This is a genomic window from Streptomyces sp. L2 (assembly GCF_004124325.1).
Taxonomy (GTDB): domain Bacteria; phylum Actinomycetota; class Actinomycetes; order Streptomycetales; family Streptomycetaceae; genus Streptomyces.
Genome location: NZ_QBDT01000001.1, coordinates 157,010 through 182,516, shown reverse-complemented (window position 1 = coordinate 182,516; position 25,507 = coordinate 157,010). Strand labels below are relative to the sequence as shown.

Genomic DNA, 25,507 nt, shown 5'->3' with positions numbered 1-25,507 from the left:
CCGCGCGCCGCACGCGGGGGCGTAGGTGCGGCCGCACCCTTCTTCTGGAGCCGAGATGACGACCCGCTCTCCGTCCCCCCGTCCCGACGATTTCGCCATACCCGACGCAGCAGCCGTCACCGGCCTGGCCACGCCCCCGCCCGACCCCGGAACCCGGCCCGACGGGCCCCCGGAGAAGCACCCCGAGCCCACACCCGGCGACAGCGCCCCGCCCCACGGCAGCGTCCCGCCCGGTGACAGCGACCCGTTCGGCGATCCGCTGTACGGCCTGCTCCACACCGCCGTCGCCGACCGCCCCCTGGAGGACGTCGTCCGGCTCATCAGCCTGCTCGACGGCTCGCCCGAGCACGCCCGCGCCACCGCCGACGCCCTGCGCGCGGCCGGCATCGGCCGCCCCGTGGAGGACGTGATGCGCCTGGTCACGCTGCTCGCAGAGTCGCCCCGGGGCACCGGCAACGCCGACGAGGCGATCCGCGCCGCCGCGGAGCGCCGTCCCGTCGAGGACGTCAGCCGGCTGATGGAGCTGCTGCGCCGCACGCCCCTGGAACCCCATTGCGGGCAGGCCGCCGTGGAGGCCGCGGCCGGCCGTCCCGTCGAGGACATCGCGGAACTCGTCGGCCGGCTGGTCGCCGAACGCGCCCGCCGCGAGGCACCCCCGCCGGACGCGACGCTCCCCGTCCCCGTCGTGACGGCGCCCATGCCCGTGGTCGCGCCCCCGGCGGCCGCCCGCACCGGCAAGGGGCGCGCGGACCCCCGCGGCCCGGCCGCCCGCACGGCCACGGCCGCCCTGTGGGGCGCCCGGTTCGCCTCCCTGATGACGTTTCTGTGCGGGGTCGCCCACGCCCCGCGCTACTGGACCGGGCCGTCCCACGGAGTCCTCGGGGCCACCATCGTCGTCTCGGCGCTGTGCGTGCTGCTGGCCATGGCCCTGCCCTCCCGGGCGTCGGCGTTCCGGCTGCTGGCGGCGGCGGGCGCGTTCATGGTGACGGCGGTGCTGGCCGCCGGGCACGTGCTGGCCGGCCGGTTCGGCCTGCCGAACGCCGCCCGGATCCAGGCCGCCGTCCTCGCCCCGCCCTGGATCGCCGGCGCGCTGGCCGCGGCGGCGGCGATCGCCGCGCTGGCGGTCCTGCTCACCACGCTGACCACGGCGAACGGACGCCACGGCGAACGACGCTGACTCAGCGGGCCGGCCGCCCGGCCGGCCGCAGCACCAGGTGGCCGTCCGTCCGGGCGGCCACCATCGCGAACGGGACCGTGTCCGCCTCCAGACAGAGCGCCACGTCCTCCGGATGCACGCCGGCGTACCCGCGGCGCACGTCCTCGGCGAGCCGGGCGGCGGCACCGGACCGCCGGGCCCGGTCCAGATACGGCTCGGACCCGGCGTCGGCGCGGTCGACGCGCGCCGCGATGTACTCGGCGCAGGCCCGGTCCTCGTCGGCCCGCCCGCCGTCCCCCGTGACGACGAAAGTCACCTCGTCCGGTGCCAACTCCCGCAGCAGTCGAGCGGTCGCGCCGGCCACCGCGAAACTCGCGCAGAGCAGCAGCCCGGCGCCGGACGCGGCCAGGGCACCCGCCGTCCCCGCGGTCGTCTTCTGCACGATGGTGCGGCCCCGTACGTCCAGCGCCCGCAGCCGGGCCGGCGAGTTGGCCAGGTCGAATCCCGGCAGCGGGGCGCCGTCCTGGAAGGCCAGCCAGCCGGGGTGACGGGCCCTTCAGCTCCAGCGCCTCCTCCCGCGTCGCGGCGAACACGATCCGCTCGGCACCGCCCCGGAACGCGCAGGCGGCCACGGTGAACGCGCGCAGCACGTCGACAACGACGGCGACCTCGGGGGCCGCAGGCACGGAATCGATCCCGGTGAACGTGGATTTCATCGTCCGATGGTGCCGGACGCCGGCGGCAACGGGTGGGCGGAGCGCAGGCTGCGCAGGGCGAGGAGCAGTACGGCGATGTCGTCGAGGTAGACCGGGTCGGGCAGCAGGTCGGCCGGCAGGACGAGATACAGCACCGCGCCCCAGAACACCCAGCGGGGCCCGGTCGGCAGCCCGGCCCGCCGCAGGGTGCGCCGGGTGCGCACCAGCCGCACCAGCAGGGCGACGGCGACGGCGAGCAGCACCGCCGCGACGACGGCGGCGGTCACCAGCAGGATCGTGGTCGTGTCGTCCATCCGGCCTCCAGTCCTTCAGGCTCCCAGGATCGCCCGGCCCCGCACAACGGGTCCCGTCATGTGCCCTTCCCCGGCCGGGAGGTGAACCGCAGCCGGTCCCAGGTCCGGGCCAACTGCTGCAGCGGAGAGGCGGATTCGGCGTCGGCGGGTTCCTGCGGTGCCGGAGCGGCGGGCGTGTCGCGGTAGGCGGCCAGCGCCTCGTGGGCCCGCTCGGCGGCCTCCCGGTACAGGTCCCGGGACTGCGTCATCGCCTCCAGCGCCTCGGCGTACCGCGCGACCCGCTGCCGTTCGCGCTCCAGTTCCTCCTGCGGGGTCATCAGGGTCCAGTTGTCCCGCAGGTCGGCCAGTGCCTCCGCGCCGCCCTCGGGCAGCGGCCGGGGCAGGGCGACGTAGCGCCGCAGGACCTCGACGAGCCCCGCCGGCTCGCTGCCGTCGAGGAAGACGTCCCGCACCCGGTGGTCCGGTCCGTCGTAGCCGTCCGGCGCCGGGTCCGGGGGCAGCAGTACGGCGCCGCCGCGCGGCACCTCGACGCCGAGGTCCTTCAGCGCCCAGTTGACGGCCCGCAACTGGTGCGGCGCCGCCCGGTGTTCCACCACGCGGTGCCGCAGGCCCGGCGGCAGCAGGCCCGTCAGCGGCAGCCGGCCGCGCTCGTCCGGCGTCATCGCCTCGTGCACGACGACATGCACGCACCACGCCTGCCGGGCCGCGTCCCGCAGCCGGCGCCGCATCTCCTTGTCGTCCGTGGGCAGCGCGTTGACCTGCCGGAAGCGCAGGCCCGCGACGCTCGGGTGGTGGTCCCAGGCGCCCGAATCGCCGTCGTCGCCGGCCTCCGGCCAGAACAGGGTCGCGGGCGACGGCCACGCGTCGTCCCAGGGCCGCTCCGCCTCGGCGACGAGCGTCCACTCGTGCCCCTCCGGGCGGCCCTCGCGCGGTACGAGGGTCAGGCGGGCCCGCACCGTGACCGTGCCGCCGGCCCGCCAGCGCGCCTCGAAGACGCGCCGCGCGGAGTCCTCGGCCGGAGGCGGCTCGGCGAAGTCGTCGATGTCCCCGTCGTCCCTGCGGCGGCGCAGGGCGCGGCGGAGGATCTCCTCGGGGGCGGGGCCGGTGTGACGGCCGCGGGCCGCCCAGAGGCTCTGCGGGACGGTGGCGTGGTCGGTGGCGGAGTTCGACATGGGCCAATCTGCTGATGGGGGCGGGTGCGCCTACCAGTATCACCGCCGCGCGCCCCGAGCCGGGGGGTGGGGGCCCGGGGTGTCGCGCGACTCGGCGCGCGCAGGCGGCGCGGCAGCGCGCCGGGCGCGGGTGATGTACGCCGCGCGTGCGCCGCGAACGGAGGGGCGCACAGGCGTCGCGCGAACCCGGCGCGACGGCGGCCGGCCCGGCGCGCGCGGCACTGCCACCGGCGGCAACCGCCCCCGCAAGGGCTTGAACTGCCCCCGCAGCATGGCGCGAACCGCCCCGGGAACGGCGCGAACCGCCCCGGGAACGGCGCGAACCGCCCCGGGAACGGCGCGAACCGCCCCCGCGCATGGCGTGAACTGGACCCATGCACGGTGCGAACCGATCCCGCATACGGCGCGAACAGCTTTCGCACTCGGGGTGTGCGCCCCGCGCTCGGGGTGTGCTCGGAACGCGTCAGGCGACCGCGGTTCACACGTGCCCGTGCGTTCGCGCGGCCCCCACAATGGGCCGTCGAACGGGGCCCGCCCGTCCATCCGCTCAGGGGCGGGCCCCGTTCACCAGGCTTACCACGGCCGGGCGGCGCGGCGGAGCAGCGGGCGCGGGCACGCCACGCGTTCCGTCCGGCGGTACCCGGCGTCCGGGGCCTACGCCCCGCTCTCCCGCAGCATGTCGGCGCGCTCGACGAGCTTCACGCGCTCCCGGCCCTGCGGCTCGCCGAGAGCCCGCTCGGCGGCGTCCAGCTTGTACCAGCCCTCCCAGGTGGTGAAGCGGACCTCGCGCTCGGCGAGGAAGGCGTCCACCGCCTCCGGCTCGGGCGCCGACGGGGCGTGCAGGCGGCCGTTCGCGTAGTCGTCCAGCAGGTTCGACACCGTCTCGTTGGCGTCGCCCTTGGTGTGGCCGATGAGGCCGACCGGGCCGCGCCGGATCCAGCCGGTGACGTACGTCGACTGCAGGTGGGCGCCGCCCTCCTCGATCACCCGGCCGCCCTCGTCCGGGACGGTGCCCGTCTCCAGGTCCCAGGGCAGCTTGGGCAGCTTCTCGGAGAGGTAGCCGACGGCGCGGTAGACGGCGGTGACGTCCCAGTCCTTGAACGCCCCGGTCCCCTTGACGTTGCCGGTGCCGTCGAGCGCGGTGCGCTCGGTGCGCAGGCCGGCGACCCGGCCGTCCTCGCCGAGGATCTCCGTGGGGGACTCGAAGAAGTGCAGGAACAGCTTGTGCGGGCGGTCGCCGGCGTCCCGGATCGCCCAGTTCTCCAGCGTCTTGGCGACCATGTCGGCCTGCTTGTTGCCGCGCCGGGTCTCGATCGAGCCCGCGTCGTAGTCGATGTCCTCGGGGTCGACGATGACCTCGATGTTCGGGGAGTGGTCCAGCTCGCGCAGCTCCATCGGGCTGAACTTGGCCTGCGCCGGGCCCCGGCGGCCGAAGACGTGGATCTCCAGGGCCTTGTTGGCCTTCAGGCCGTCGTACACGTTCGGCGGGATCTCCGTCGGCAGCAGTTCGTCCGCCGTCTTGGCGAGGATCCGGGCCACGTCGAGGGCGACGTTGCCGACCCCCAGGACGGCGACCTTCTCGGCCTCCAGGGGCCAGGTGCGGGGCACGTCGGGGTGGCCGTCGTACCAGGAGACGAAGTCGGCGGCGCCGTAGGACCCGTCGAGGTCGATGCCCGGGACGCGCAGCTCGCGGTCGGCCATGGCACCGGTGGAGAAGATCACGGCGTCGTAGAACGCGCGCAGGTCGTCCAGGCTGATGTCGTTCGGGTAGTCGACGTTGCCGAAGAGGCGGATCTGCGGTTTGTCCAGCACCTGGTGCAGGGCGGTCACGATGCCCTTGATCCGCGGGTGGTCGGGGGCGACGCCGTACCGGATCAGGCCGAACGGGGCCGGCATCCGCTCGAAGAGATCGATGGAGACGCCGGGCTCGGCGGCCACCTCGGACTTGAGCAGGGCGTCGGCGGCGTAGATCCCGGCGGGGCCGGCTCCGACGATGGCTACCCGCAGGGGGCGCGGCATGATCAGGTTCCCTTCGAGCGTGGATGGCGACTCGACGGGAAGCCTAAACTAAGGCAGACCTAAGTTGGTACGAGGGTCACGTCTATGACCTCATAAGCGGACCTTATGACTTCTCCAGCGTGGCCTTATGAGGCCGGGCCGGCCGAGGGGCGGCTTCGCGGGCCGCCCCCTCACCTCACGCTGGACGGATCACCCGGTGGATCGCCGACTCCCCGGCGCCGTAGACCGACTCCTCGCGGATGTACGACCCCGGGCCGGGCGCGTGCACCATCATGCCGTCGCCCGTGCAGACGCCGACGTGCCGGTCGTCGTCGAAGAAGAGGACGAGGTCGCCGGGCTCGATGGTGGCGAGCGGGACCGGTGTGCCCGCGAGCGCCTGCTCGTGCGCGGCCCGCGGCAGCGTGACCCCGGCGGCCCGCCAGGCCCCCTGGGTGAGGCTGGAGCAGTCGTAGGAGTCGGGCCCGGTGGCACCCCAGACACACGGCTTGCCGATCTGCTCGCGCGCGAAGGCCAGCACCTTTCCGATACGGACGGCGTGCGCGGACTCGGGTGCGGCGGTGGGCGGGGCGGTGGGCACGGCGGCGAACGAACCCGTGTCCGTCAGCCGCCGGATGAAGGAGCCGCTGTCCGTCAAGGGGTCGATGACGCGTGTCGGGGTGACGCCGGGCTGGGGAGCGAGGGAGCCGCTGTCCGTCAGGGGATCGACGGCGGCGGCCCAGATGTGCGCCCCGCTGTCGGTCAAGGGATCGGAGCCGGGCGCTCGCTGGGTGAAGGCACCCGTGCCGGTCAGCGGGTCCGCCGGCGGTGGGACGAAAGCGGCGGTGCCGGTCAGTGGATCGGGTGCCGGCGGTGGGGCGAAGGTGCCGGTGTCGGTCAGTGGGTCCGCGGTCAGCGGTGGGTTGAAGGCGCCGGTGTCGGTCAGTGGGTCCGCGGCCAGCGGAGGGTTGAAGGTGCCTGTGTGGGTCAGTGGGTCGTGGGCCGGTGGTGGGTTGAAGGTGCCTGTGTGGGTCAGTGGGTCGTGGGCCGGTGGTGGGTTGAAGGTGCCTGTGTGGGTCAGTGGGTCGTGGGCCGGTGGTGGGTTGAAGGTGCCTGTGTGGGTCAGTGGGTCGTGGGGCCGGTGGTGGGTTGAAGGTGCCCGTGTGGGTCAGCGGGTCGAGGGCCGGTGGTGGGGCGAAGGTGCCTGCGTCGGTCAGCGGGTCGGGGGCGGCGGGCAGGGGGAGGGGGCCCGGGGTCCGGAACACGCCGGGTGCCGCCCATTGGGGTCGGCGCCACTGCTCCCCGGCTTCTGTGTCGGTCCGGTCCGCCGCAGGGCCGGCCGCGTTCGGCGAGAGCGGGGACTGGACCGTGGCGACGGGCAGGACGGACCGCGCCGTGTGACGGAACAACAAGTCGCCCGCGGCGGCGAGTTTGCGCCGGGTGCCCGACTTGCTCTGGGCGGGGGAGGGGCGCCGTACCGTCTCGGCGGTGACGGACCCGGCCTGCGCCGCGAAGGGGAGCGCCGGGAGCGGGAGCGCCGTGGAGGCGCCACTGGGCAGTTCCGGCAGGCCGACGCCGGGCGTCAACGCCCGCGCCGTGAGCTCCGGAGCCGGTCGCCCGGTCAGTGCCGGAGCCAGTCGGCCGGCCGCCTCCGGCAGGGCTGCCGGGCCGAGTGGCGGCAGCGCGGGCCGGTCGTACGGTTCCGCCGGGGCGGCCCGGCCGGTGAGTTCCGCGAGGACTGTCGGGCGGTCCGGCTGCCGGGCGGCGGGCAGCGCCGCGGGCACCGTGGGCCCGAGCGAGGCGCGTGCCATGTCGAACCACGGCCGGGCCACCTCGTCCAGACCCGCATCCGGGCGCCGCCCGACCGGCCGCTTCGCGAGGGGAACTCCCCGTGACCGCGCGGCCGCCGCCCGGGTCGCGTTGAAGTTGCCGGTGGCGTCCTCCGCCCGGTCGTAGAGGGAGTTGATCCGCTGCCGTACCTCGTCGCGGCTCTCCGGCGCCATGGAAGACGTGCTCCTTCCTCGCCCCGCAGGGCAGTTGGGCCGACGCTCTCCCGAGTCGACCGGGGTCGCCGCCCTCACGGGCAGCCCGGCGGGTTCGCCCGGGCGGAGCCGGTCGGCCAGGCGTCAACCTAGCCAACTTGTGTGGCTCCCGTGAAGGTTGACGGCTGGAATGTCCGATACATATTCGTGATGTTCGCCATGACGTTCGGGTGGGTACAGCATCTTGCCCAGCCGGTCCGGTCGCGGTTCCCATGAGGTTTCGGTGAATTCCCGCGACGGTTGAACACATCGGCGTCGCCCCACGTATCAGCCCGGGGGAACTCCACGCCCGAACGGCTACGAGACGCAGGGGTACGACCTTGGGACGCAACAGGCGCAGACGCCCGACCGGCGCACAACGCGCGACCTTCGCAGCGATCGCTCTGATGCTGGGCGGAGGAGGGCTGGTCGCGGTCAATGTCTACGCCTCGGCCAGCGACGGCGGTGGGAGCGGGCAGGGCGGCCCGACGGCCACCGGGCAGATCAAGTCCGCCGGCATGGCCACGATCGACTGCCCGGACGTCGGCACGAAGCTGACGGACGTGCCGGAAGCGGCCCGCGCCGACGTCGACCGCGAACTCTCCCAGCTCGACCAGCAGACGGCGGGCGCCTACCGTCAACTCCAGCAGTCGGCCCCGGCCGTCCGGGAGGACCCCGGCAGCGCCGACGGCACGATCATGAACCCCCTGAAGGAGAAGCGCGCCGCCACGATCCAGCGGATCGCCGACGCCATCGACAAGGCGGGGAACCGGCCCGAGGGACTCGAATCCCTGGCCGCCTGCACCCTGCGCCCGGGCGAGGGCGGCGACACGGCCGGGGCCGGCCGGAACGGCGCCGCCCCGAGCACGTCCGGCCAGGACCAGAACGGCGGCGACCAGAAGGGCGGCGGCCAGAACGGTGGCGGGCGACCCGGCACCGGCCAGGCCGGCACCGGCCAGGGTGGCAACGGGCCCGTCGCCTCCGACTACCAGGACATCACCTCCGTACAGCCCAACGTGTCCACCCCCGCGCCCCAGGCCGACGCGTCCCGCGGCAGCTTCACCTCGGACTGCGGCGTCAACGCGAACGGCCTGCGCAACTCGGACAACGTCATCACCTCACCCGGTGTCACCAACGGCGCCCACCACTTCCACGACTACATCGGCAACCAGTCCAACAACGCCTTCGCCAGCGACGACGACCTGGAGAAGGCCGACACCAGCTGCGTGGACAAGGGCGACAAGTCGACGTACTACTGGCCGGTGCTGCGCCTGCAGAACGGCAAGCAGGAGCGGGACGCGGGCGCCCCGGGCGGCGGCACGGAGGGCAACGCGGGCCAGATCGTGACCCCCAAGGAGGTCACCCTCACCTTCGTCGGCAACGCGCGCGGCAAGGTCACCGCGATGCCCCGCCTGCTGCGCATCATCACCGGCGACGCCAAGGCCTTCGTCAACGGCCCCGCCAACGCCAACGCCTCCTGGAGCTGCACCGGTTACGAGGACCGGCAGCTGAAGGACAAGTACCCGCTGTGCCCGGCCGGCAGCGACGTCGTACGCAGCTTCCACTTCCAGAGCTGCTGGGACGGCCGCAACACCGACAGCGCCAACCACCGCACCCACATGGCCTTCGAGGCCCCCGACGGCTCCTGCCCGGCCGGCTTCGAGCCCGTTCCGCAGCTCGTACAGCGCATTGTCTACGACGTCGACGCGCCGAGCCTGAAGGACGGCGGCCGTACGGTCCCGCTGTTCGCGGTGGACTCCTTCCCCGAGCAGCTGCACAAACCGGTCACCGACCACGGCGACTTCATCGCCATCTTCGACGACGGCCTGATGCGCCAGATGGTCGACTGCATCAACTCCGGGCGTACCTGCGGCCCCGGCGGCGACTCCGGCGCCACGACGGCCCCGGACCCGGGCGCGAGCAGCGGCGCGGGCCCGACGGCCGGCGCGAGTGAGCCGCCGCGCGCCGAGGCGTCGACCTCGCCCGCCGGGCCGGGAAGGACCACCGCGCCGGGCAGGACGCGGCACACCGGTCACCCCAAGGCCACGGAGACCGCCAACGGCGGCGACAGCGGAAAGGGCGCGGGCACCGGGAAGGGCACGGGCAACGGCACCTCCGGGGACTCCGGAAAGTCCAGCGGCTCGGGGAACTCCTCGGGCGCCGGGGTGTCGGACGGCGCCGGAAAGTCCGGCGGCTCAGGAAATTCGGACGGCTCCGGTGCGGCCGGTGACTCCGCGACCACCGGGAAGACCACTGAGCCCGGCCGGTCCGACGAGGCCGGCGCGGGCTCCACCCAGACCGCCGCCGGCGGCGAGGTGGGCCAGGCCACCCAGACCCCGCAGACGATCACCCCCACCGGTCAGGAGACCCCGCCTCCCGTCGCGCAGACGGAGCCCCAGGGGACTCAGGGGGGCGGACTGGCCGACACGGGCGCCCACCTGTGGCCCGCGGCCATCGGCATCCTGCTCGCGCTCTCCGGCCTCGTCCTGTTCCTCCGGGCCAGGCGCAGCACCTACTGATCCGGCTCGTCCGCCCGGCCCGGTATCCACCGGGCCGGGCGGCGGTACCGGCGAACGGCGGCTCACGTCCCCGGCCTGAACTCCACCGCCCGCGCCGTCCCGCTCCAAGCCGTCAGTTCAGCCGCAGCGTCCGCTTGGCCAGTTCGTACGCCGGCAGCATCGCCTCGTGCTCCTCGGTGTCCAGCCCGCCGAGGTGCACCACGACCGGGCCGTGCGGCGTCACGACGGCGAAGGCGCACTCCTTCTTCGTCTCGTCCAGGACCTTGCTCGTGTAGAGGTACTCCACCTCCACCCCGGAGAGGCCGCCGGACGTGAACGTCCGGTACCGCTCCTCGCTCACGTTGTCCTCGGCGGCGACGAACGCGCGCAGCACACCGCGGGCGTCGGTGTGGCCGGGGCGGCCGGTCCACACGCGCAGGAAGCCGATGTCACCGGCCGGCTTGGCGTCGATCTCGCAGGCCGCGGTGACCGGCCCCTGGTGCAGCAGGGCGTCGGCCACCGCGCCCCCGAGGCCGCCATCGGGGCCGTCGGCCGCCTTCGACGCCGCCGCGCCGGCGTCGATCGACTTGGGCTTCCAGTGCGCGGCGACGTCGAAGCGCACGGGCAGTTCGCAGGCGGAGCCGGTGGCACCGACCGTGCCGCCCCGGGCCGCCACGCGCACCGCGCCCGGGGCACTCGGGTGTGCCGTGCCGTCGGCCTTCGACGGTCCGCCGCTGTTGCCCGCTGCCCCGCCGCAACCGCTCAGCGCCGCCGCCAGCAGCATCGCCGCCACGCTCGCGGCCGCCGCTCCGCCCCGTGTGTTCCCCACCCTGTTCCCCACCCTGACCTGCACTCTTTACTCCCCTGTGGTCCAGGCGGACACAGTACCCGAGGCCACCGGCCACGCCGTAGGGGAATTCAGTCGCCGTCGCGTCGGCAGTGCAGGAACAGATGCGGCTCGGGCACGGCGTCCGGGTGGTCCGGGGTGAACAACACGCTCTCCTCGGCGAGCACGCTCAGACCCGCCCCGGCCACCAGCGCCGTGAAGTCCCCGGCGGCGAAGCTGGTCACCCGCACCGGCTGCCCCATGAAGACTCCCTGGACGTCCTCCACGTCCAGGGGCACCGTGGCCAGCGCGACGAGCCCGCCGGGCCGTACCGCGCGCGCCAGGCGGCCGACCACCGCCCGCTGCTCGGCCCGGGTCATCTGCAGCAGCGAGAAGTACACGCACACCGCGTCGAACGAGTCGTCCGGCAAGGGGAAAGCGCGGATGTCGGCACGGCGGAACTCGGCGCCGGGCACCTGCTTCGCGGCCAGTTCGGTCATCACCGGGGAGACGTCGACGCCGAGCACCCGGTGCCCCGCGTCGGCCAGGGTCCGCGCGGTGGGCCGGCCCGTCCCGCTGCCCACGTCCAGCACCCGGCTGCCCGGCTCCAGCCCGTCCAGCAGCCGGCGCAGGGACGCCCGGTGGGCCTCGGACCCGGCGAACGCCCTCTCGTAGTCCAGGCCCAGCGCGTCGAACACGACGGCTGCCGGTACCTCGCGGTCCTCCTCGGGCACAACGGCTCCTCACGTGTTTGCGGCCGGCCCCGCTCGCACGGCAGGGTTCGGGTGTGCCTACCCTCCTGATCGTCCATCACACCCCCTCGCCCAACTGCCAGGCGCTGTTCGAGGCCGTCGTCGCCGGCGCGACGACGCCCGAGATCGAGGGCGTCCGCGTGGTCCGCCGGGCCGCCCTGTCGGCCACCGCCTCCGACGTCCTGGAGGCCGACGGCTACCTGCTCGGCACCCCGGCGAACCTGGGGTACGTCTCCGGCGCCCTCAAGCACTTCTTCGACCAGGTCTACTACCCCTGCCTGGACGAGACCCGGGGCCGCATTTTCGGCTACTACGTGCACGGCGGCAACGACGTGACCGGTGCCGTCCGCGCCATCGAGTCCATCACCACCGGCCTCGGCTGGCGCCGGGCCACCGGGGCGGTGACCGTCACCGGCGAACCCGGCAAGGCCGACGTGGACGCCTGCTGGGAACTGGGTGCCACGGTGGCCGCCGGACTGGCAGACGCCGACGCCTGACCACCGGCCGGGCGTCACGGTTTGCGGGCCACCGCCACGTACACGGGCTGCTCGGCGCGGACCCGCATGCCCGGCTCGGGATACCAGCGGGTGGCCGTCACGACGCCCGGCTCGCAGATCTCCAGGCCGTCGAGGAACCGCGTCACCTCGGCGGCCGAACGCGCCTGCAACTCGGTGCCCCCGGACCGGTAGACGGCGTCGATGCCCTCCCAGACGCCCGGGTCGGCCTCCCACGTGATGTGCGAGATCGTCAGGTGGCTGCCGGGCGCCAGGGGTTCGAGGAGCGTGGCGACCACGCCGTACGGGTCCCGTTCGTCGGTGAGGAACGGCAGCAGCGCGATGAGCGACAGCCCGACCGGACGGGTCAGGTCCAGGTGCTCGCGGGCGTACTCGACGATCTTCTCCGGCTCGCGGACGTCGGCGTGCAGATAGGCGGTACGGCCCTCCGGCCGGCCCTGGAGCAGCGCCTCGGCGTGCCGCAGCACGATGGGATCGTTGTCGGCGTACACCACCCGGGCGCTCGGGGTGACGTCCTGCACGATCTGGTGCAGGTTGGGCTCGGTGGGGATCCCGGTGCCGACGTCCAGGAACTGGGCGACGCCCCGGTCCGCGACGTAGCGGGCGGCCCGGTGCATGAACTCGCGGTTCGCCCAGGCGATGTCCTTGACTCCGGGCAGCAGCCGCATCACCTCCCGCGCCGCGTCCGCGTCGACGGCGTAGTGGTCCTTGCCGTCCAGGTACCAGTCGTACATCCGCGCGGAGTGCGGCCTGCTGGTGTCGATGCGGTCCGGGCTGAATCCGGTGTCTGTCACGTCACCTCTCCCTGCTGATGGATGTCCGTGCGGGCGCGGCCGGACCGTCCACCGGGGTATCGCTCGGCCCCCGGTGGACGCGGGCGTCCCGCGGCGCGGGCGAATCTACGGCAGAACCGGTGCGAACGCCGCCGGCCCGGCCCGGCAGGCATCAGATCCGGCCGTCGCCGGCGGGGGCCCGGCGGGCGATCGGGCCGGGGCGGCCGGTCTGAGTGGCGGTCGTTCGGCCCGGCTTGGGGCGGGTGCCGGTCCAGGAGGGGTCCGCGGACGGGTCAGGCGCCGGAACCGGCGGGTTCATGCGGCTCACGTGGTGCGCGCGGACCACGAGGTGTGTGCGGGCCATGAGGTGTGTGCGGGCCATGAGGTGTGTGCGAATCATATCGGTCACGGGCGTCTTGGGCGCCGGCCGGGTCATGCACGTCATGGACGTCATGGGGGTCTTGGAGGTCTTGGAGGTCATGGGGGTCATGTGCCGAGGGTCCTTCGGACGAGTGGGGGGCGGTCCGTCGGTGGGGTGCGGCCGGTGCGGGTCCGGCCGCGCCGGGTCTCGCCCCGGTCGCCGCGAGCTCCGCCCAGACCACGCGCGCCGTACGGCCGGGCACGACCGTCACGCCCCAGTCGACGCTGAGCACGTCGACCAGGAACAGCCCGCGCCCGTTCTGGTCGTCGGGCCCCGGCCGGCGGGGCAGGGGGCGTGCCTGCCCCCGGTTCTGGTCCTCGACCTCGACGCGCACCCGGTCCCCGGCGTCCCGCAGCCGGCACACGATCCGCTCTCCGGCCGCGTGCACCAGCGCGTTGGTCACCAGCTCGGACGTGACCAGGACCGCGTCGTCGAGGGCGCCCCCGGGCAGGCCCCACGCGGCCAGCACGTCCCGCAGGACCCGGCGGGCGGTGCCCACCGAAGCGGGCGCCGCCGGCAGTTCGAAGGCAGCGGTGAGACCGGGCCGCGGGGCGTCGGAAGCGTGCGCCGGACCGGGGGGCACCGGGAGGTCCGCGAACGGGGCACCGGCTTCCGCGAATGCGGCCCCGGCTTCCGCGTACGGCTGCCCGGGGAGTCCGTGCAGTGGTCGGGGGAGAGAGCGCGGAGCCATCGCCGTACGCCTTTCGTCCGGCCTCGTGCCGTGGGGGTCGGTGTCGGAGAACCGGCCGCCAGGGGCGCGGACGACGGGACGCGCCTCCGTACGAGGCCGTGGATCAGCCCGGTCTCCCCCAACTGGGCCGTGCCGCCCGCTCCTTGGTCGGCCGGAGCAGGGAGACCACTTTCGCACCCGCCAACAACCCCTCGCAACCGGCAAGTTGAAAATTGCAAGCAGCCACGAGCATGCTGCTTCCGTCACGACGTGATCGAAGGGGACCGCGGGGAGCCGTCGCATGAGACGGTGACCCCGGGACCTGTGTGAGGGGGTAGTGCGTGACCGAGGAGACCGACTGGGGCGGCGCCCCGTCCGTCCTGCGCATGATCCTCGGCAGACAGCTGGAGGACCTGCGGACCCGGGCCGGTCTGAGCTACGACCAGGCGGGCGCCGTCATCGGCGTCAGCCACTCCACCATCCGCCGCATGGAGGCGGCGAAGGTGGCCCGGCTGCGCCTCGCGGACGCCGAGAAACTGCTCCAGGTGTACGGCGTGACGGACCGGCGGGAGATCGACACCTTCCTGGGGTCGGTGCGGGAGGCCAACAAACGGGGCTGGTGGCACACCTACCGCGACGTCGTGCCCGACTGGTTCGCCGCCTGCCTCAGCCTGGAGCAGGCCGCCCTGCAGATCCGGGCCTACGAGAACCAGTTCGTGCACGGTCTGCTGCGGACCGAGGACTACGCCCGCGCCCTGCTCGGCGCGAGCGACCCGCACGCCACGGCCGAGGTGACCGAACGCCGCGTCTCCCTGGGCAGGCGCCGCCGGGATCTGCTGGCGCGCGAGGGCCCGCCGCGGCTGTGGGTCGTGATGGACGAGACCGTGCTGCGCCGGCCGGTCGGCGGGCCCGAGGTGATGCGCGCCCAGATCGACCATCTCGTGGAGCTGAGCCGGCTGCCCCACGTCACGCTCCAGCTGATGCCGTTCGCCAACGGCCCGCACCTCGCGCTGCGGGCGGGCGCCTTCCACCTGTTCCGGTTCCGGGCCCCCGAACTGCCCGACATCGTCCACCTGGGCGGCCTCGTCGGCGCCGTCTACCTGGACAAGGGCGACGAGGTCGTGGTGTACCGCGAGGCCCTGGACCGGCTGGGCGCCCAGGCGGCACCCGCGGGAAGCACCGAGAGCCTGCTCGGCGCACTCCGCGAGGAGCTGTGAACGAGGAGCTGTGAACGAGAATCCCGCGAACCTCCGATGCCCCACACCGAACCACCGACCGAGGAGCCACGGCGTTGACCGACAACGGATGGCCGGCCGACCGCGTCGACACCGAGAACGCGCACTCCGCCCGCATCTACGACTACATCCTGGGCGGCAAGGACTACTACCCGGCCGACCAGGAGGCCGGGGACGCCATGTCCCGGGAGTGGCCCGCGCTCCCGGTCCACATGCGCGCCAACCGCGACTTCATGAACCGCGCGGTGCGCCGGCTCGCCGAGGAGGCGGGGATGCGCCAGTTCCTGGACATCGGCACCGGCATCCCGACCTCGCCGAACCTGCACGAGATCGCCCAGGCCGTCGCCCCCGGGTCCCGGGTCGTCTACGTCGACAACGACCCCATCGTCCTCACCCTCTCCCAGGGCCTCCTGGCCAGCACGCCCGAGGGCCGGACCTCGTACGTCGAGGCGGACTTCCGCGACCCGGCGGCCATCCTCCGGGCGCCCGAGCTGCGGGCCACCCTCGACCTGGACCGGCCGGTGGCCCTCACCGTGATCGCCATCGTCCACTTCATGCTCGACGCGGACGACGCGGTCGGTGTCGTACGCCGCCTGATGGAGCCGCTGCCCTCCGGCAGTCACCTGGCCATGTCCATCGGCACCGCCGACTTCGCGCCCGCCGAGGTCGGACGCGTGGCCCGCGAGTACGCCGCCCGCGGCATGCCGATGCGGCTGCGCACCCTGGACGAGGCCCACGCCTTCTTCGAGGGCCTGGACCTGCTCGACCCGGGCGTCGTCCAGGTCCACCGGTGGCACCCGGACGGCACCGGCGAGCGGGGCATCCGCGACGAGGACATCGCGATGTACGGCGCGGTCGCCCGCAAACCCTGACGGCGGGCCCGGTCGGCCGGGAACCGTGTCGGTGCGGGCGGCCCGGGTACCCGATGGTCCCCGGGGCCGGCCCGGCCCGCCGGGGCAGCAGGGCGCCGTGAATGGAGAGGCCATGACGCAGAACGGGGAGGACACCGCCCCCGTCCGGCCGGAGGTCACCGGACTCCGCCTCGCCACCGCGGGGCAGGAGCCCGCACCGGCCGCACCGGACGCGCAGAACCTGCCGCGCGACCGCAGCCAGGCCATTCTGGAGGCCGCCAAACAGGTGGGAGCCCTCCTGAAGAGGAAGGGCCACCCCTTCGCGCTGGCGGGCAGCGTGGCCGTGTACGCCCACGGCGGCGGCCGTCACCTCCAGCACGACGCGGACTTCTGCGTGCTGCCCGAGGACGCCGACGCGGTGGCCGCCACCCTGCGCGAGGCCGGGCTGCCCGTACGCACCCCGCCGGAGGACTGGCTGGTGAAGACCACCAGCCAGGGGCAGGATGTCGACGTCATCTTCGCGCTGGCCCACGAGCCCGTCACCCAGGAGATGCTCGGCCGCGCCCAGTGCCTCCCCGTCGACTCGGTCCTCATGCCCGTCCTGTCCCCGACCGATCTCATGCGCAGCCTGATCAGCGCGTTCTCCGAGCACAACTGCGACTTCGGGGCCGTGCTGCCGGTGGCCCGCGCCGTGCGCGAGAAGGTCGACTGGGACGAGGTGCGGGCGACCTGCGGCGGCGAGCCCATGCCCGCCGCCTTCCTCTTCCTCCTCGAACGGCTGAACGTGATCGATCCCCAGGAGGAGCCATGACCGACCACGACACACGCCGTCCGCCGGACACGCCGGCGGACCTCAACCTGGACTACCGCGTCGCGCACCTCGCCGAGCACCTGGCCGCCGGCCCGCTCGGGGAACTGGGCGTACGGCTCGTCGCACGCGGCGACGCCGTCCAGCTGACCGGCACGGTGCCCTCCACCCAGTGCCGTGACGAGATCCTGACCATGGCCCGCGAGGAACTGGCGGGGCACCCCGTCCACTGCGACCTCCTCGTCGCCGGGACCGCCTCGCCCGGCCAGGGGGAGGACCTGACATGATCCGCGTCGCGGCCGTCGGAGACATCCACATGGGCCCCGAGAGCCAGGGCACGCTCCGGGCCTCCTTCGAGACCCTGCCCCAGTGCGCGGACGTCCTGCTCCTCGCCGGCGATCTCACCCGGCACGGGACGCCCGAGGAGGCCGGTGTCGTCGCCCGCGAGATCAAGGACCTCGCGGTGCCGGTCGTCGCCGTCCTGGGCAACCACGACCACCACGACGAACGCCCCGAGGAGGTCACCGCGATCCTCCGGGACGCGGGCGCGCACGTCCTCGAAGGACAGGCGGCCGTGGTCACCGCCCACGGGGCGCGCATCGGAGTGGCCGGGACCAAGGGGTTCGGGGGCGGGTTCGTGGGGCGGTGCGCCGGGGAGTTCGGGGAGCCGCTGATGAAGGAGTTCGTCCGCTACACGCGCCGGTGCGCGGACGGGCTGCTCGGGGCGCTGAAGGACCTCGACGAGAGGAACTGCGACATGCGGATCGCGCTGACCCACTTCTCGCCGGTCGCGGACACGCTGGCGGGGGAGCCGGCGGAGATCTATCCGTTCCTCGGGAGCTATCTGCTGGCCGAGGCAATCGACACGGGGGGCGCGGACCTCGCGGTGCACGGGCATGCGCATGCGGGGACCGAGCACGGGATGACGAGTGGGGGAGTGCGGGTACGGAACGTGGCGCAGCCGGTGATCGGGCAGGCGTTCCACGTGTACCACCTGCCGACCCGAGCGGCCCCGTCGGCCCCCTGACCCCGGCCTTTGCCCACCCACCGCCCGACTCGGTGGGTCGAGAAGCGGGCGTATGAGGCAGGGCGTATGAGGCCGGGTGTCTGCGTCAGGCCGCTGTGCTCAGGGATTCTCGGTCCGGGAGGCCGCTGTCCTGCTTCGGGAAGGTCAGGCGGGTCGGTTTCGTGGTGCGGTGCTTCAGAAGGCCCGCGGCGATGGCGCCGGCGATCAGCAGGCCGCCGGCAATCAGGGCGCCGCGGGCTCCCGCCCACTGAACGTCCTCCACCGGCACGAGATCGTTGCCGAGCAGCGCGCACGCGGGGCCGTCGACGGTGGCGATGACGCCGGTCACGGCGGCCAGCACCAGCAGCGACGTCATGTCGATCCGGTCCAGCGCCACGAGCAGCGCCGTCACGGAGGCGACCGCGCCGAGCAGCGCCTGGCTGACCGCGACGGTCAGCTTGCGGGGCCAGCGGTCCACGGCGGCGCCGCCCAGCAGGCTGATGAACAGGGCGGGCGCCGCCTGCACGGACATCGACAGGCCGGTCGCCGCGGCGGAGCCGGTGATCTGCAGCACCAGCAGGTTCTGCACCGTGAGCTGCATCCAGGTGCCGGTGTTGGAGGCGAAGTTCGCGGCCGACCACCAGCGCATGCTGCGGTGCCGCAGGGACCGCCACGGGGAGCGCGACGCGCGGGTACGCGGTGCCGCGGGGGCGGGATTGGGCGCGGGGGTGGGCAGGGCGGGGGCAGAGGGCACGGTGGGGTACTCGACAACCAGGAGACGCGGGGGCGGACCGGCGGGATTCCTGTGACCTGCGACACTGCAGGGGCGGTCCGCCTGGTCGGGCACGGCGCGGACCATGGTGGCAGAGGGCGTTTGAAGGTGTGGTCGGGGTGGCGCGCGTGAGGTGTTGTCTGGGCGCCAAGGTGCTGTGCCCTAGCGGGAGTTGCCCAAGTGCGTGTGGTCGCTCACAGGTCTCGTCCGGGCCGTTGTCGGCTGCGGGCCCGTTGTGGCTTGTCGCGCAGTTCCCCGCGCCCCTGAAGGGGCGCGGGGAACTGCGCGAACGGCGGGCGTCAGCGGTTGACCGATCGCATGCCTGCCTCGTCGTAGCGGGCGCCTGCTGCCTCGGGGAGTTCCGCGTCGATGCGGGTCATGTCGTCCTTGGTCAGTTCGATGTCGACCGCGGCCGCGTTCTGCTCCAGGTAGGTGCGGCGCTTGGTGCCCGGGATCGGGACCAGGTCGTCGCCCTGGGCCAGGACCCAGGCGATCGCCAGCTGGGCCGGGGTGACCTCCTTCTCGGCGGCGATCTCCTTGACCTTGGCGGCCAGCCGCAGGTTCGCCTCCAGGTTGGCGTCGGCGAAGCGCGGGTTGCTGCGGCGGAAGTCGCCCTCGTCCAGCTCCTCCGGGGAGCTGAAGCGGCCGGCGAGGAAGCCGCGGCCGAGCGGCGAGTAGGGCACGAAGCCGATGCCGAGCTCCCGGCAGGCGGGCAGCACCTCCGCCTCCACGTCCCGCGTCCACAGCGAGTACTCGCTCTGCACGGCGGTCACCGGGTGGACGGCGTGCGCCCGCCGGATGGTCTCCGCGCTCGCCTCGCTCAGCCCGATGTGCCGCACCTTGCCCTCGGCGACCAGTTCCCCGAGCGCGCCGGCCGTCTCCTCGATGGGCACGTTCGGGTCCACCCGGTGCTGGTAGTACAGGTCGATGTGATCGGTGCCCAGCCGCTCCAGCGAACCGTGGACCGAGCTGCGGACGTGCTCGGCCGAGCCGTCCTGCCGGCCCACCGTGCCGATGTCGCCCGGCACCGCGTCGTCCATCCGGTAGTTGAACTTCGTCGCGATCACGTACTCGTCGCGGTGCCCCCGGATCGCCTCGCCGATCAGTGACTCGTTGGTCAGCGGGCCGTACATCTGCGCCGTGTCGAGGAAGGTCACCCCGATCTCCCGGGCGCGCCGGATCGTGGCGATGCCCTCGTCCTGGTCGGCCGAGCCGTAGAAGGCGGACATCCCCATGCAGCCGAGGCCGATGGCCGATACCTGGAGGTCCCGCAGACTGCGCTGTCGCATGTCGTGTTCCAGCCTTTCCGCACTCGATCTTCGTACCGCCCGGACGCTACGACTTCGAGCGCGCTCCAGGTCAAGGCGTGCCCGCCGGGCCGCCCCGCGCGTCACGCCGGGCAACTCGACCGCGGCGCGCCACGTCTTGGAAGGCGGAGGTTCAGCCGGATGAGAGCGGTACATCTTTACGATGGCGCAGGAAACGGGCGGATCACGACCGGAACGCCTCGAACGGACCAAACGGATGCCCGGGGCGGAGGGGGGCGATGTGCGTGTCGCGGGCTGCCGGGCCGACGGGCCGTCCGGCCGCATGAGCGCCGACCGGCGCCGGGACCGGTTACGCGCGGTCCTCGTCCGCGCCGCCCGGTTCACCGCGCGCACCCTGCGCGGCGAATGGCACGCCATCGTCGTCGACCCGGTGCACCGCCTCGCCCGCCGCGGCCTGTCCGGGCTCCCGCTGGCGTTCGCCGCCGCGGCCGGCGTCATCTTCTTCCACGACATCGCCCAGCACCCCACCGGAGCCCTCTGGGTGCGCCGGCTCGGCGGTGTCACCGCCGACCTGCCGCTCTGGCTGTCCCTGCTGCGCACCCCCGTCTCCCTCTACGTCCCGGCGCTCGACCTGCCGGTCTGGGCGGGCATCACCCAGCTGTTCCTCGCCTTCGCCCTCGCCGAACTCGCGCTGGGCCGGGCCCGGACCCTGGCCGTCGCGTACGTCACGACGCTGGCGGGGACCCTCACCGCCCGCCTGATGATCGCGCTCGGCCCCGGCTGGTGGGGCCTCGGGCTGCCGGCCGACTGCGGGAAGGTCCTCGACACCGGGCCGTCGGCCGCCGTGGTCGGCCTGTTCACCTACCTCTCGGTGGTGCGCCGCGCGCCCGTGGTGTTCACCCTGACCGGCGGATCGATGGTGTGGGAGTCGATCGCCGTCCCCAACCTGGCCGGGCGCGAGCACCTGATCGCCGTCGGCACGGCGATCGTCCTGGGTCTGCTGCGCGACCGCGGCGACCGCCTCCGCGCCCTCCCACGGGCCCTGTCGCGGGCTCTGTGGCGGCCCGGCCGGACCGGGCGCGCCTCCGTCCCGCCGGTGATCCGGCCCGGGACCGTCGTCGTCCACGCCCGCACCGCGCCCGAGCAGACCTCCGTGACCCCCGGTACCCCCGAAACTGGCATGTCCCCACCACGTCAATGTGACGGTTTTCGCACTTCGACACGTGCGGGCACCCCCTAGCCTTGCCGCAACGTACGGCAGGTACGGCTGACACCATGGTGTTCGTCGCCGGCAGGCTGAAGGGAATCCAGGATGTTCCGCAAGGTGCTGGTCGCCAACCGTGGAGAGATCGCGATTCGAGCGTTCCGGGCGGGGTACGAACTCGGCGCGCGCACGGTCGCCGTCTTCCCGCACGAGGACCGCAACTCACTGCACCGGCTCAAGGCAGACGAGGCGTACGAGATCGGGGAACCTGGCCACCCCGTCCGCGCCTACCTCTCCGTGGAGGAGATCGTCGCCGCCGCCCGCCGGGCCGGCGCGGACGCCGTCTACCCGGGCTACGGCTTCCTCTCCGAGAACCCCGAACTGGCCCGCGCCTGCGAGGAAGCCGGCATCACCTTCGTCGGCCCGAGCGCGCAGACGCTGGAACTGACCGGCAACAAGGCCCGCGCGGTCGCCGCCGCCCGGGCCGCCGGCGTGCCCGTCCTCGGCTCCTCCGCGCCCTCCAACGACGTGGACGAACTCGTCCGCGCCGCCGGGGAGATCGGCTTCCCGGTGTTCGTGAAGGCCGTCGCCGGCGGCGGCGGGCGCGGCATGCGCCGCGTGGAGGACCCCGCGCAGCTCCGCGAGTCCATCGAGGCCGCCTCCCGCGAGGCCGCCTCCGCGTTCGGCGACCCGACCGTCTTCCTGGAGAAGGCCGTCGTCGACCCCCGCCACATCGAGGTGCAGATCCTCGCCGACGGCGAGGGCAACGTCATCCACCTCTTCGAGCGGGACTGCTCCCTGCAGCGCCGCCACCAGAAGGTCATCGAGCTGGCGCCCGCGCCCAACCTCGACCCGGAGCTGCGCGAGCGGATCTGCGCCGACGCGGTCCGCTTCGCCCGCGAGATCGGCTACCGCAACGCGGGCACCGTGGAGTTCCTCCTCGACCGGGACGGCAACCACGTCTTCATCGAGATGAACCCGCGCATCCAGGTCGAGCACACGGTGACCGAGGAGGTCACCGACGTCGACCTGGTCCAGTCCCAGCTGCGCATCGCCGCCGGCGCGACCCTCGCCGACCTCGGCCTCTCCCAGGACACGGTGACCCTGCGCGGGGCCGCCCTGCAGTGCCGTATCACCACCGAGGACCCCGCCAACGGGTTCCGCCCGGACACCGGCCGGATCAGCGCCTACCGCTCACCGGGCGGCTCCGGCATCCGGCTCGACGGCGGAACCACCCACGCCGGCACGGAGATCAGCGCCCACTTCGACTCCATGCTGGTCAAACTCACCTGCCGGGGCCGCGACTTCAAGGCCGCCGTCGGACGCGCCCGGCGCGCCGTCGCCGAGTTCCGCATCCGCGGCGTCTCCACCAACATCCCCTTCCTCCAGGCGGTCCTGGACGACCCCGACTTCCAGGCCGGCCGGATCACCACCTCCTTCATCGAGCAGCGCCCGCACCTGCTGACGTCCCGTCACTCCGCCGACCGCGGCACCAAGCTGCTCACCTACCTCGCCGACGTCACCGTCAACAAGCCGCACGGCGAACGACCCCACCTGCTGGACCCGACCGGCAAGCTGCCGCCGCTGGCCGCCGGCGAACCGCCCGCCGGCTCCCGGCAGCGCCTGGTGGAACTCGGCCCGGACGGCTTCGCCCGGCACCTGCGCGAGTCGCCCACGATCGGCGTCACCGACACCACCTTCCGCGACGCCCACCAGTCGCTCCTCGCCACCCGCGTGCGCACCAAGGACCTCCTCGCCGTCGCGCCGGCCGTCGCGCGCACCCTGCCCGAACTGCTCTCCCTGGAGTGCTGGGGCGGCGCCACCTACGACGTCGCCCTCCGCTTCCTCGCCGAGGACCCCTGGGAGCGGCTGGCCGCGCTGCGCGAGGCCGTACCCAACATCTGCCTGCAGATGCTGCTGCGCGGCCGCAACACCGTCGGCTACACGCCGTACCCGACCGAGGTGACCGACGCCTTCGTCCAGGAGGCCGCCGCCACCGGCATCGACATCTTCCGCATCTTCGACGCCCTCAACGACGTCGGCCAGATGCGTCCCGCCATCGACGCCGTACGCGAGACCGGCACCGCGATCGCCGAGGTCGCCCTCTGCTACACCGCCGATCTCAGCGACCCGAACGAGCGGCTCTACACCCTCGACTACTACCTGCGCCTGGCCGAGAGAATCGTCGACGCCGGCGCGCACGTACTGGCCGTCAAGGACATGGCCGGCCTGCTGCGCGCCCCGGCCGCCGCCACCCTGGTCTCGGCGCTGCGCCGCGAGTTCGGCCTGCCGGTGCACCTGCACACCCACGACACGGCCGGCGGCCAGCTCGCCACGTACCTCGCCGCGATCCAGGCCGGCGTCGACGCCGTGGACGGCGCGGTGGCCTCCATGGCCGGTACGACCTCCCAGCCGTCGCTGTCCGCGCTGGTCGCCGCCACCGACCACTCCGACCGGCCCACCGGCCTGGACCTCCAGGCAGTCGGCGACCTGGAGCCGTACTGGGAGGGCGTGCGCAGGATCTACGCCCCGTTCGAGGCGGGCCTCGCCTCCCCGACCGGCCGCGTCTACCACCACGAGATCCCCGGCGGCCAGCTGTCCAACCTGCGCACGCAGGCCGTCGCCCTCGGGCTCGGCGACCGCTTCGAGGACATCGAGGCGATGTACGCGGCGGCCGACCGCATCCTGGGCCACCTGGTGAAGGTCACCCCGTCGTCCAAGGTGGTCGGCGACCTCGCCCTGCACCTGGTCGGGGCGGGCGTCTCGCCCGAGGACTTCGAGTCGACGCCCGACCGGTTCGACATCCCCGACTCGGTGATCGGCTTCCTGCGCGGCGAACTGGGCACCCCGCCCGGCGGCTGGCCCGAGCCGTTCCGCACCAAGGCGCTGCGGGGCCGCGGGGAGGCCAAGCCGGTCGCCGGACTGTCCGCCGAGGACCGCGACGGGCTGGCCAAGGAGCCCAGGGCCACCCTGAACCGGCTGCTGTTCCCCGGCCCGACCCGCGAGTTCGACACGCACCGCCAGTCCTTCGGCGACACCAGCGTCCTGGACAGCAAGGACTTCTTCTACGGCCTGAACCCGGGCACGGAGTACGCCGTCGACCTGGAGCCCGGCGTCCGGCTGCTGATCGAGCTGCAGGCGGTCGGCGAGGCCGACGAGCGGGGCATGCGCACCGTGATGTCCTCGCTGAACGGACAGCTGCGGCCCATTCAGGTACGTGACCGGGCGGCTGCCTCGGACGTGCCGGTGACCGAGAAGGCCGACCGCGGCAACCCGGGCCATGTGGCGGCGCCGTTCGCCGGTGTCGTGACGCTCGCGGTGGCCGAGGGCGACGAGGTCGCGGCCGGCGCCACGGTCGCCACCATCGAGGCGATGAAGATGGAGGCGACGATCACCGCGCCGAAGGCGGGACGGGTGTCCCGGCTGGCCATCAACCGCATCCAGCAGGTGGAGGGCGGCGACCTGCTCGTCGAGATCGCCTGACCCCAGCCCCAGCCGTACGAACACGACCGCGCGCCGCGACCGGGAGACCGGACACGGCGCGCGGCCCGCGTGAGCGGGGCTCAGACCCGGCCCAGCAGGTGGCGGAGCCGGGCCAGCAGCAGGTTCGGGTCCCGCTGGGTGAGGTAGGCGGCACTCGGCACGTACACGGTCCGCCCGCGCACCGCCACCGACGTGGGGTTGGACAGCCCGTCCGCCTGCGTGAGCGCGACCGTGCGGGTGCCGTCGCGGCGCACCAGGACGACCCTGCTGGTGTCGTTCAGCGCGGCCAGCGCGCTGTCCCCGCGCCCGGGGAACGTGAAGTCGTCGATGCCGGCCAGTCCGCTCGCCCGGGTCTCGACGGCGCCGGCGGAGCGGCCCGGCCCGAACGGGATGCGCAGCAGCGTGCCGCGGTCCGTGTCGGACACCCAGACGGCGTTGCCGTGGATCTTGATGCCGTTGGCGCCGAAGCCGCTCGCGGGGGGTGCCGGCAGCGGGTCGAGTGCCGTGTCCCTGGCCCAGGCCGTGGCCTTGCCGCCGGACCGCGGTACCCGCCACACGGTGCCGAGCGCGGAGTCGGCGACGTAGAGCACGCCGTGCCGCTCGTCGAGGGCCAGTCCGTTGGGCAGCCCGTCGTCGGGCAGCCGGGCGATCTGCACCGGCGTGCCGCCGTCGCGGGGGATGCGCCACACGCCGGTCCTGCTGGTGCCGGTCGCGTAGTTGACGTAGAGGGTGCCGTCGTGGGCGCGGGCGATGCCGGTGACGAGGGCGCTGTGCACGACGGGTGTGTCGGGGTTCGCCACGTCCGGGAGGGTCGCCCGGATCTCCAGGTCGCCGTCGAGCGTGATGTGGGCGATCTGCCGGGCGTACGCGAAGGTGAGGTCGGCGGAGCCGTCGCGTTCGAGGGCGATGTTCTCGGGCGTCTGCCCGGCGGCCAGGTCGAAGTGGGTGAGGATCCGCGCGTCGGTGACGAGGGGCTCGGCACCGGTGGCGGGAGCAGCCGCGACCAGACCGAGCGCGAGCACGGCCGTGGCGACACCGGCCAGGCGGGGGAGTCGGGGCATGTGACCTCTCT

Annotated in this window: 19 protein-coding genes and 3 pseudogenes; 10 read left to right on the top strand and 12 right to left on the bottom strand. The window is 73.8% G+C overall.

Annotated features, from left to right (window positions below):
* The first annotated feature begins 55 nt into the window (after positions 1–55).
* Positions 56–1,177, top strand: coding sequence for a hypothetical protein (locus DBP14_RS00785; RefSeq protein ID WP_241740752.1), 1,122 nt, complete (start codon positions 56–58; stop codon positions 1,175–1,177).
* A 1-nt stretch (position 1,178) separates the two neighbouring features.
* On the opposite strand, the pseudogene DBP14_RS00780 reads toward DBP14_RS00785, so the two are convergent.
* The 5 genes and pseudogenes from DBP14_RS00780 to DBP14_RS36550 form a co-directional block, all read right to left on the bottom strand.
* Positions 1,179–1,872 (bottom strand): annotated as a pseudogene (locus DBP14_RS00780) (2-phosphosulfolactate phosphatase).
* On the bottom strand, positions 1,869–2,165 hold the full coding sequence (locus DBP14_RS00775; RefSeq protein WP_129305124.1) for a DUF1232 domain-containing protein: 297 nt from the start codon (positions 2,163–2,165) through the stop codon (positions 1,869–1,871). The pseudogene DBP14_RS00780 and the gene DBP14_RS00775 overlap by 4 nt, the downstream one beginning before the upstream one ends.
* A gap of 56 nt (positions 2,166–2,221) precedes the next feature.
* Complete coding sequence (locus DBP14_RS00770) at positions 2,222–3,337, bottom strand: hypothetical protein (protein WP_129305123.1); 1,116 nt, start codon at positions 3,335–3,337, stop codon at positions 2,222–2,224.
* A 654-nt stretch (positions 3,338–3,991) separates the two neighbouring features.
* Complete coding sequence (locus DBP14_RS00765) at positions 3,992–5,356, bottom strand: FAD-dependent oxidoreductase (protein WP_129305122.1); 1,365 nt, start codon at positions 5,354–5,356, stop codon at positions 3,992–3,994.
* A gap of 175 nt (positions 5,357–5,531) precedes the next feature.
* A pseudogene (locus DBP14_RS36550) lies at positions 5,532–5,906 on the bottom strand (C40 family peptidase); the annotation flags it as partial.
* A 1,854-nt stretch (positions 5,907–7,760) separates the two neighbouring features.
* On the opposite strand from DBP14_RS36550, the gene DBP14_RS00755 reads away from it, so the two are divergent.
* Positions 7,761–9,872: a DUF1996 domain-containing protein gene (locus DBP14_RS00755; protein ID WP_129305120.1), complete on the top strand. Its 2,112-nt coding sequence runs from the start codon at positions 7,761–7,763 to the stop codon at positions 9,870–9,872.
* Positions 9,873–9,984: 112 nt separating this feature from the next.
* On the opposite strand, the gene DBP14_RS00750 is transcribed toward DBP14_RS00755, so the two are convergent.
* Entirely contained in the window at positions 9,985–10,635 is a 651-nt protein-coding gene (locus tag DBP14_RS00750; protein ID WP_129311602.1) for a lipoprotein, read from the bottom strand.
* A 134-nt stretch (positions 10,636–10,769) separates the two neighbouring features.
* Entirely contained in the window at positions 10,770–11,411 is a 642-nt protein-coding gene (locus tag DBP14_RS00745; RefSeq protein WP_241740751.1) for a class I SAM-dependent methyltransferase, read from the bottom strand.
* 53 nt (positions 11,412–11,464) lie between these two features.
* Here DBP14_RS00745 and DBP14_RS00740 point away from each other — a divergent pair, with 53 nt between their 5' ends.
* Positions 11,465–11,926, top strand: coding sequence for a flavodoxin family protein (locus tag DBP14_RS00740; RefSeq protein ID WP_129305119.1), 462 nt, complete (start codon positions 11,465–11,467; stop codon positions 11,924–11,926).
* A gap of 14 nt (positions 11,927–11,940) precedes the next feature.
* Here the strand turns inward: DBP14_RS00740 and DBP14_RS00735 are convergent, their stop codons facing one another.
* Positions 11,941–12,738, bottom strand: coding sequence for an SAM-dependent methyltransferase (locus DBP14_RS00735; RefSeq protein ID WP_129305118.1), 798 nt, complete (start codon positions 12,736–12,738; stop codon positions 11,941–11,943).
* 272 nt (positions 12,739–13,010) lie between these two features.
* Positions 13,011–13,721 (bottom strand): ATP-binding protein, encoded by a 711-nt coding sequence (locus DBP14_RS00730; protein WP_241740750.1) that lies wholly within the window; start codon positions 13,719–13,721, stop codon positions 13,011–13,013.
* Between the two features lie 428 nt (positions 13,722–14,149).
* Between DBP14_RS00730 and DBP14_RS00725 the strand changes: the two genes are divergently transcribed.
* The 5 genes from DBP14_RS00725 (at position 14,150) to DBP14_RS00705 (ending at position 17,729) form a co-directional block, all read left to right on the top strand.
* Positions 14,150–15,025: a helix-turn-helix transcriptional regulator gene (locus tag DBP14_RS00725; RefSeq protein ID WP_129305116.1), complete on the top strand. Its 876-nt coding sequence runs from the start codon at positions 14,150–14,152 to the stop codon at positions 15,023–15,025.
* A 74-nt stretch (positions 15,026–15,099) separates the two neighbouring features.
* The gene (locus DBP14_RS00720) at positions 15,100–15,915 is read left to right on the top strand and encodes an SAM-dependent methyltransferase (protein WP_129305115.1); all 816 of its coding nucleotides are present in this window, start codon (positions 15,100–15,102) and stop codon (positions 15,913–15,915) included.
* Positions 15,916–16,027: 112 nt separating this feature from the next.
* A complete protein-coding gene (locus DBP14_RS00715; protein ID WP_129305114.1) occupies positions 16,028–16,705 on the top strand; it encodes a nucleotidyltransferase family protein in 678 nt (225 codons plus the stop codon).
* Complete coding sequence (locus tag DBP14_RS00710; RefSeq protein ID WP_129305113.1) at positions 16,702–16,989, top strand: BON domain-containing protein; 288 nt, start codon at positions 16,702–16,704, stop codon at positions 16,987–16,989. The genes DBP14_RS00715 and DBP14_RS00710 overlap by 4 nt, the downstream gene beginning before the upstream one ends.
* The gene (locus tag DBP14_RS00705) at positions 16,986–17,729 is read left to right on the top strand and encodes a metallophosphoesterase (protein WP_129305112.1); all 744 of its coding nucleotides are present in this window, start codon (positions 16,986–16,988) and stop codon (positions 17,727–17,729) included. The genes DBP14_RS00710 and DBP14_RS00705 overlap by 4 nt, the downstream gene beginning before the upstream one ends.
* A gap of 250 nt (positions 17,730–17,979) precedes the next feature.
* Here DBP14_RS00705 and DBP14_RS00700 read toward each other — a convergent pair.
* A pseudogene (locus DBP14_RS00700) lies at positions 17,980–18,444 on the bottom strand (MFS transporter); the annotation flags it as partial.
* A 335-nt stretch (positions 18,445–18,779) separates the two neighbouring features.
* Positions 18,780–19,769 carry an aldo/keto reductase gene (locus DBP14_RS00695; RefSeq protein WP_129305111.1) on the bottom strand — a complete coding sequence of 330 codons (990 nt, stop codon included), beginning with the start codon at positions 19,767–19,769 and terminating at the stop codon, positions 18,780–18,782.
* Between the two features lie 259 nt (positions 19,770–20,028).
* Here DBP14_RS00695 and DBP14_RS00690 point away from each other — a divergent pair, with 259 nt between their 5' ends.
* Both DBP14_RS00690 and DBP14_RS00685 read left to right on the top strand, forming a co-directional pair.
* Positions 20,029–20,988: a hypothetical protein gene (locus DBP14_RS00690; protein WP_241740749.1), complete on the top strand. Its 960-nt coding sequence runs from the start codon at positions 20,029–20,031 to the stop codon at positions 20,986–20,988.
* A gap of 72 nt (positions 20,989–21,060) precedes the next feature.
* Positions 21,061–24,435, top strand: coding sequence for a pyruvate carboxylase (locus tag DBP14_RS00685; RefSeq protein WP_129305110.1), 3,375 nt, complete (start codon positions 21,061–21,063; stop codon positions 24,433–24,435).
* Positions 24,436–24,515: 80 nt separating this feature from the next.
* On the opposite strand, the gene DBP14_RS00680 is transcribed toward DBP14_RS00685, so the two are convergent.
* Positions 24,516–25,496 (bottom strand): hypothetical protein, encoded by a 981-nt coding sequence (locus DBP14_RS00680; RefSeq protein WP_129305109.1) that lies wholly within the window; start codon positions 25,494–25,496, stop codon positions 24,516–24,518.
* Positions 25,497–25,507 lie beyond the last annotated feature (11 nt).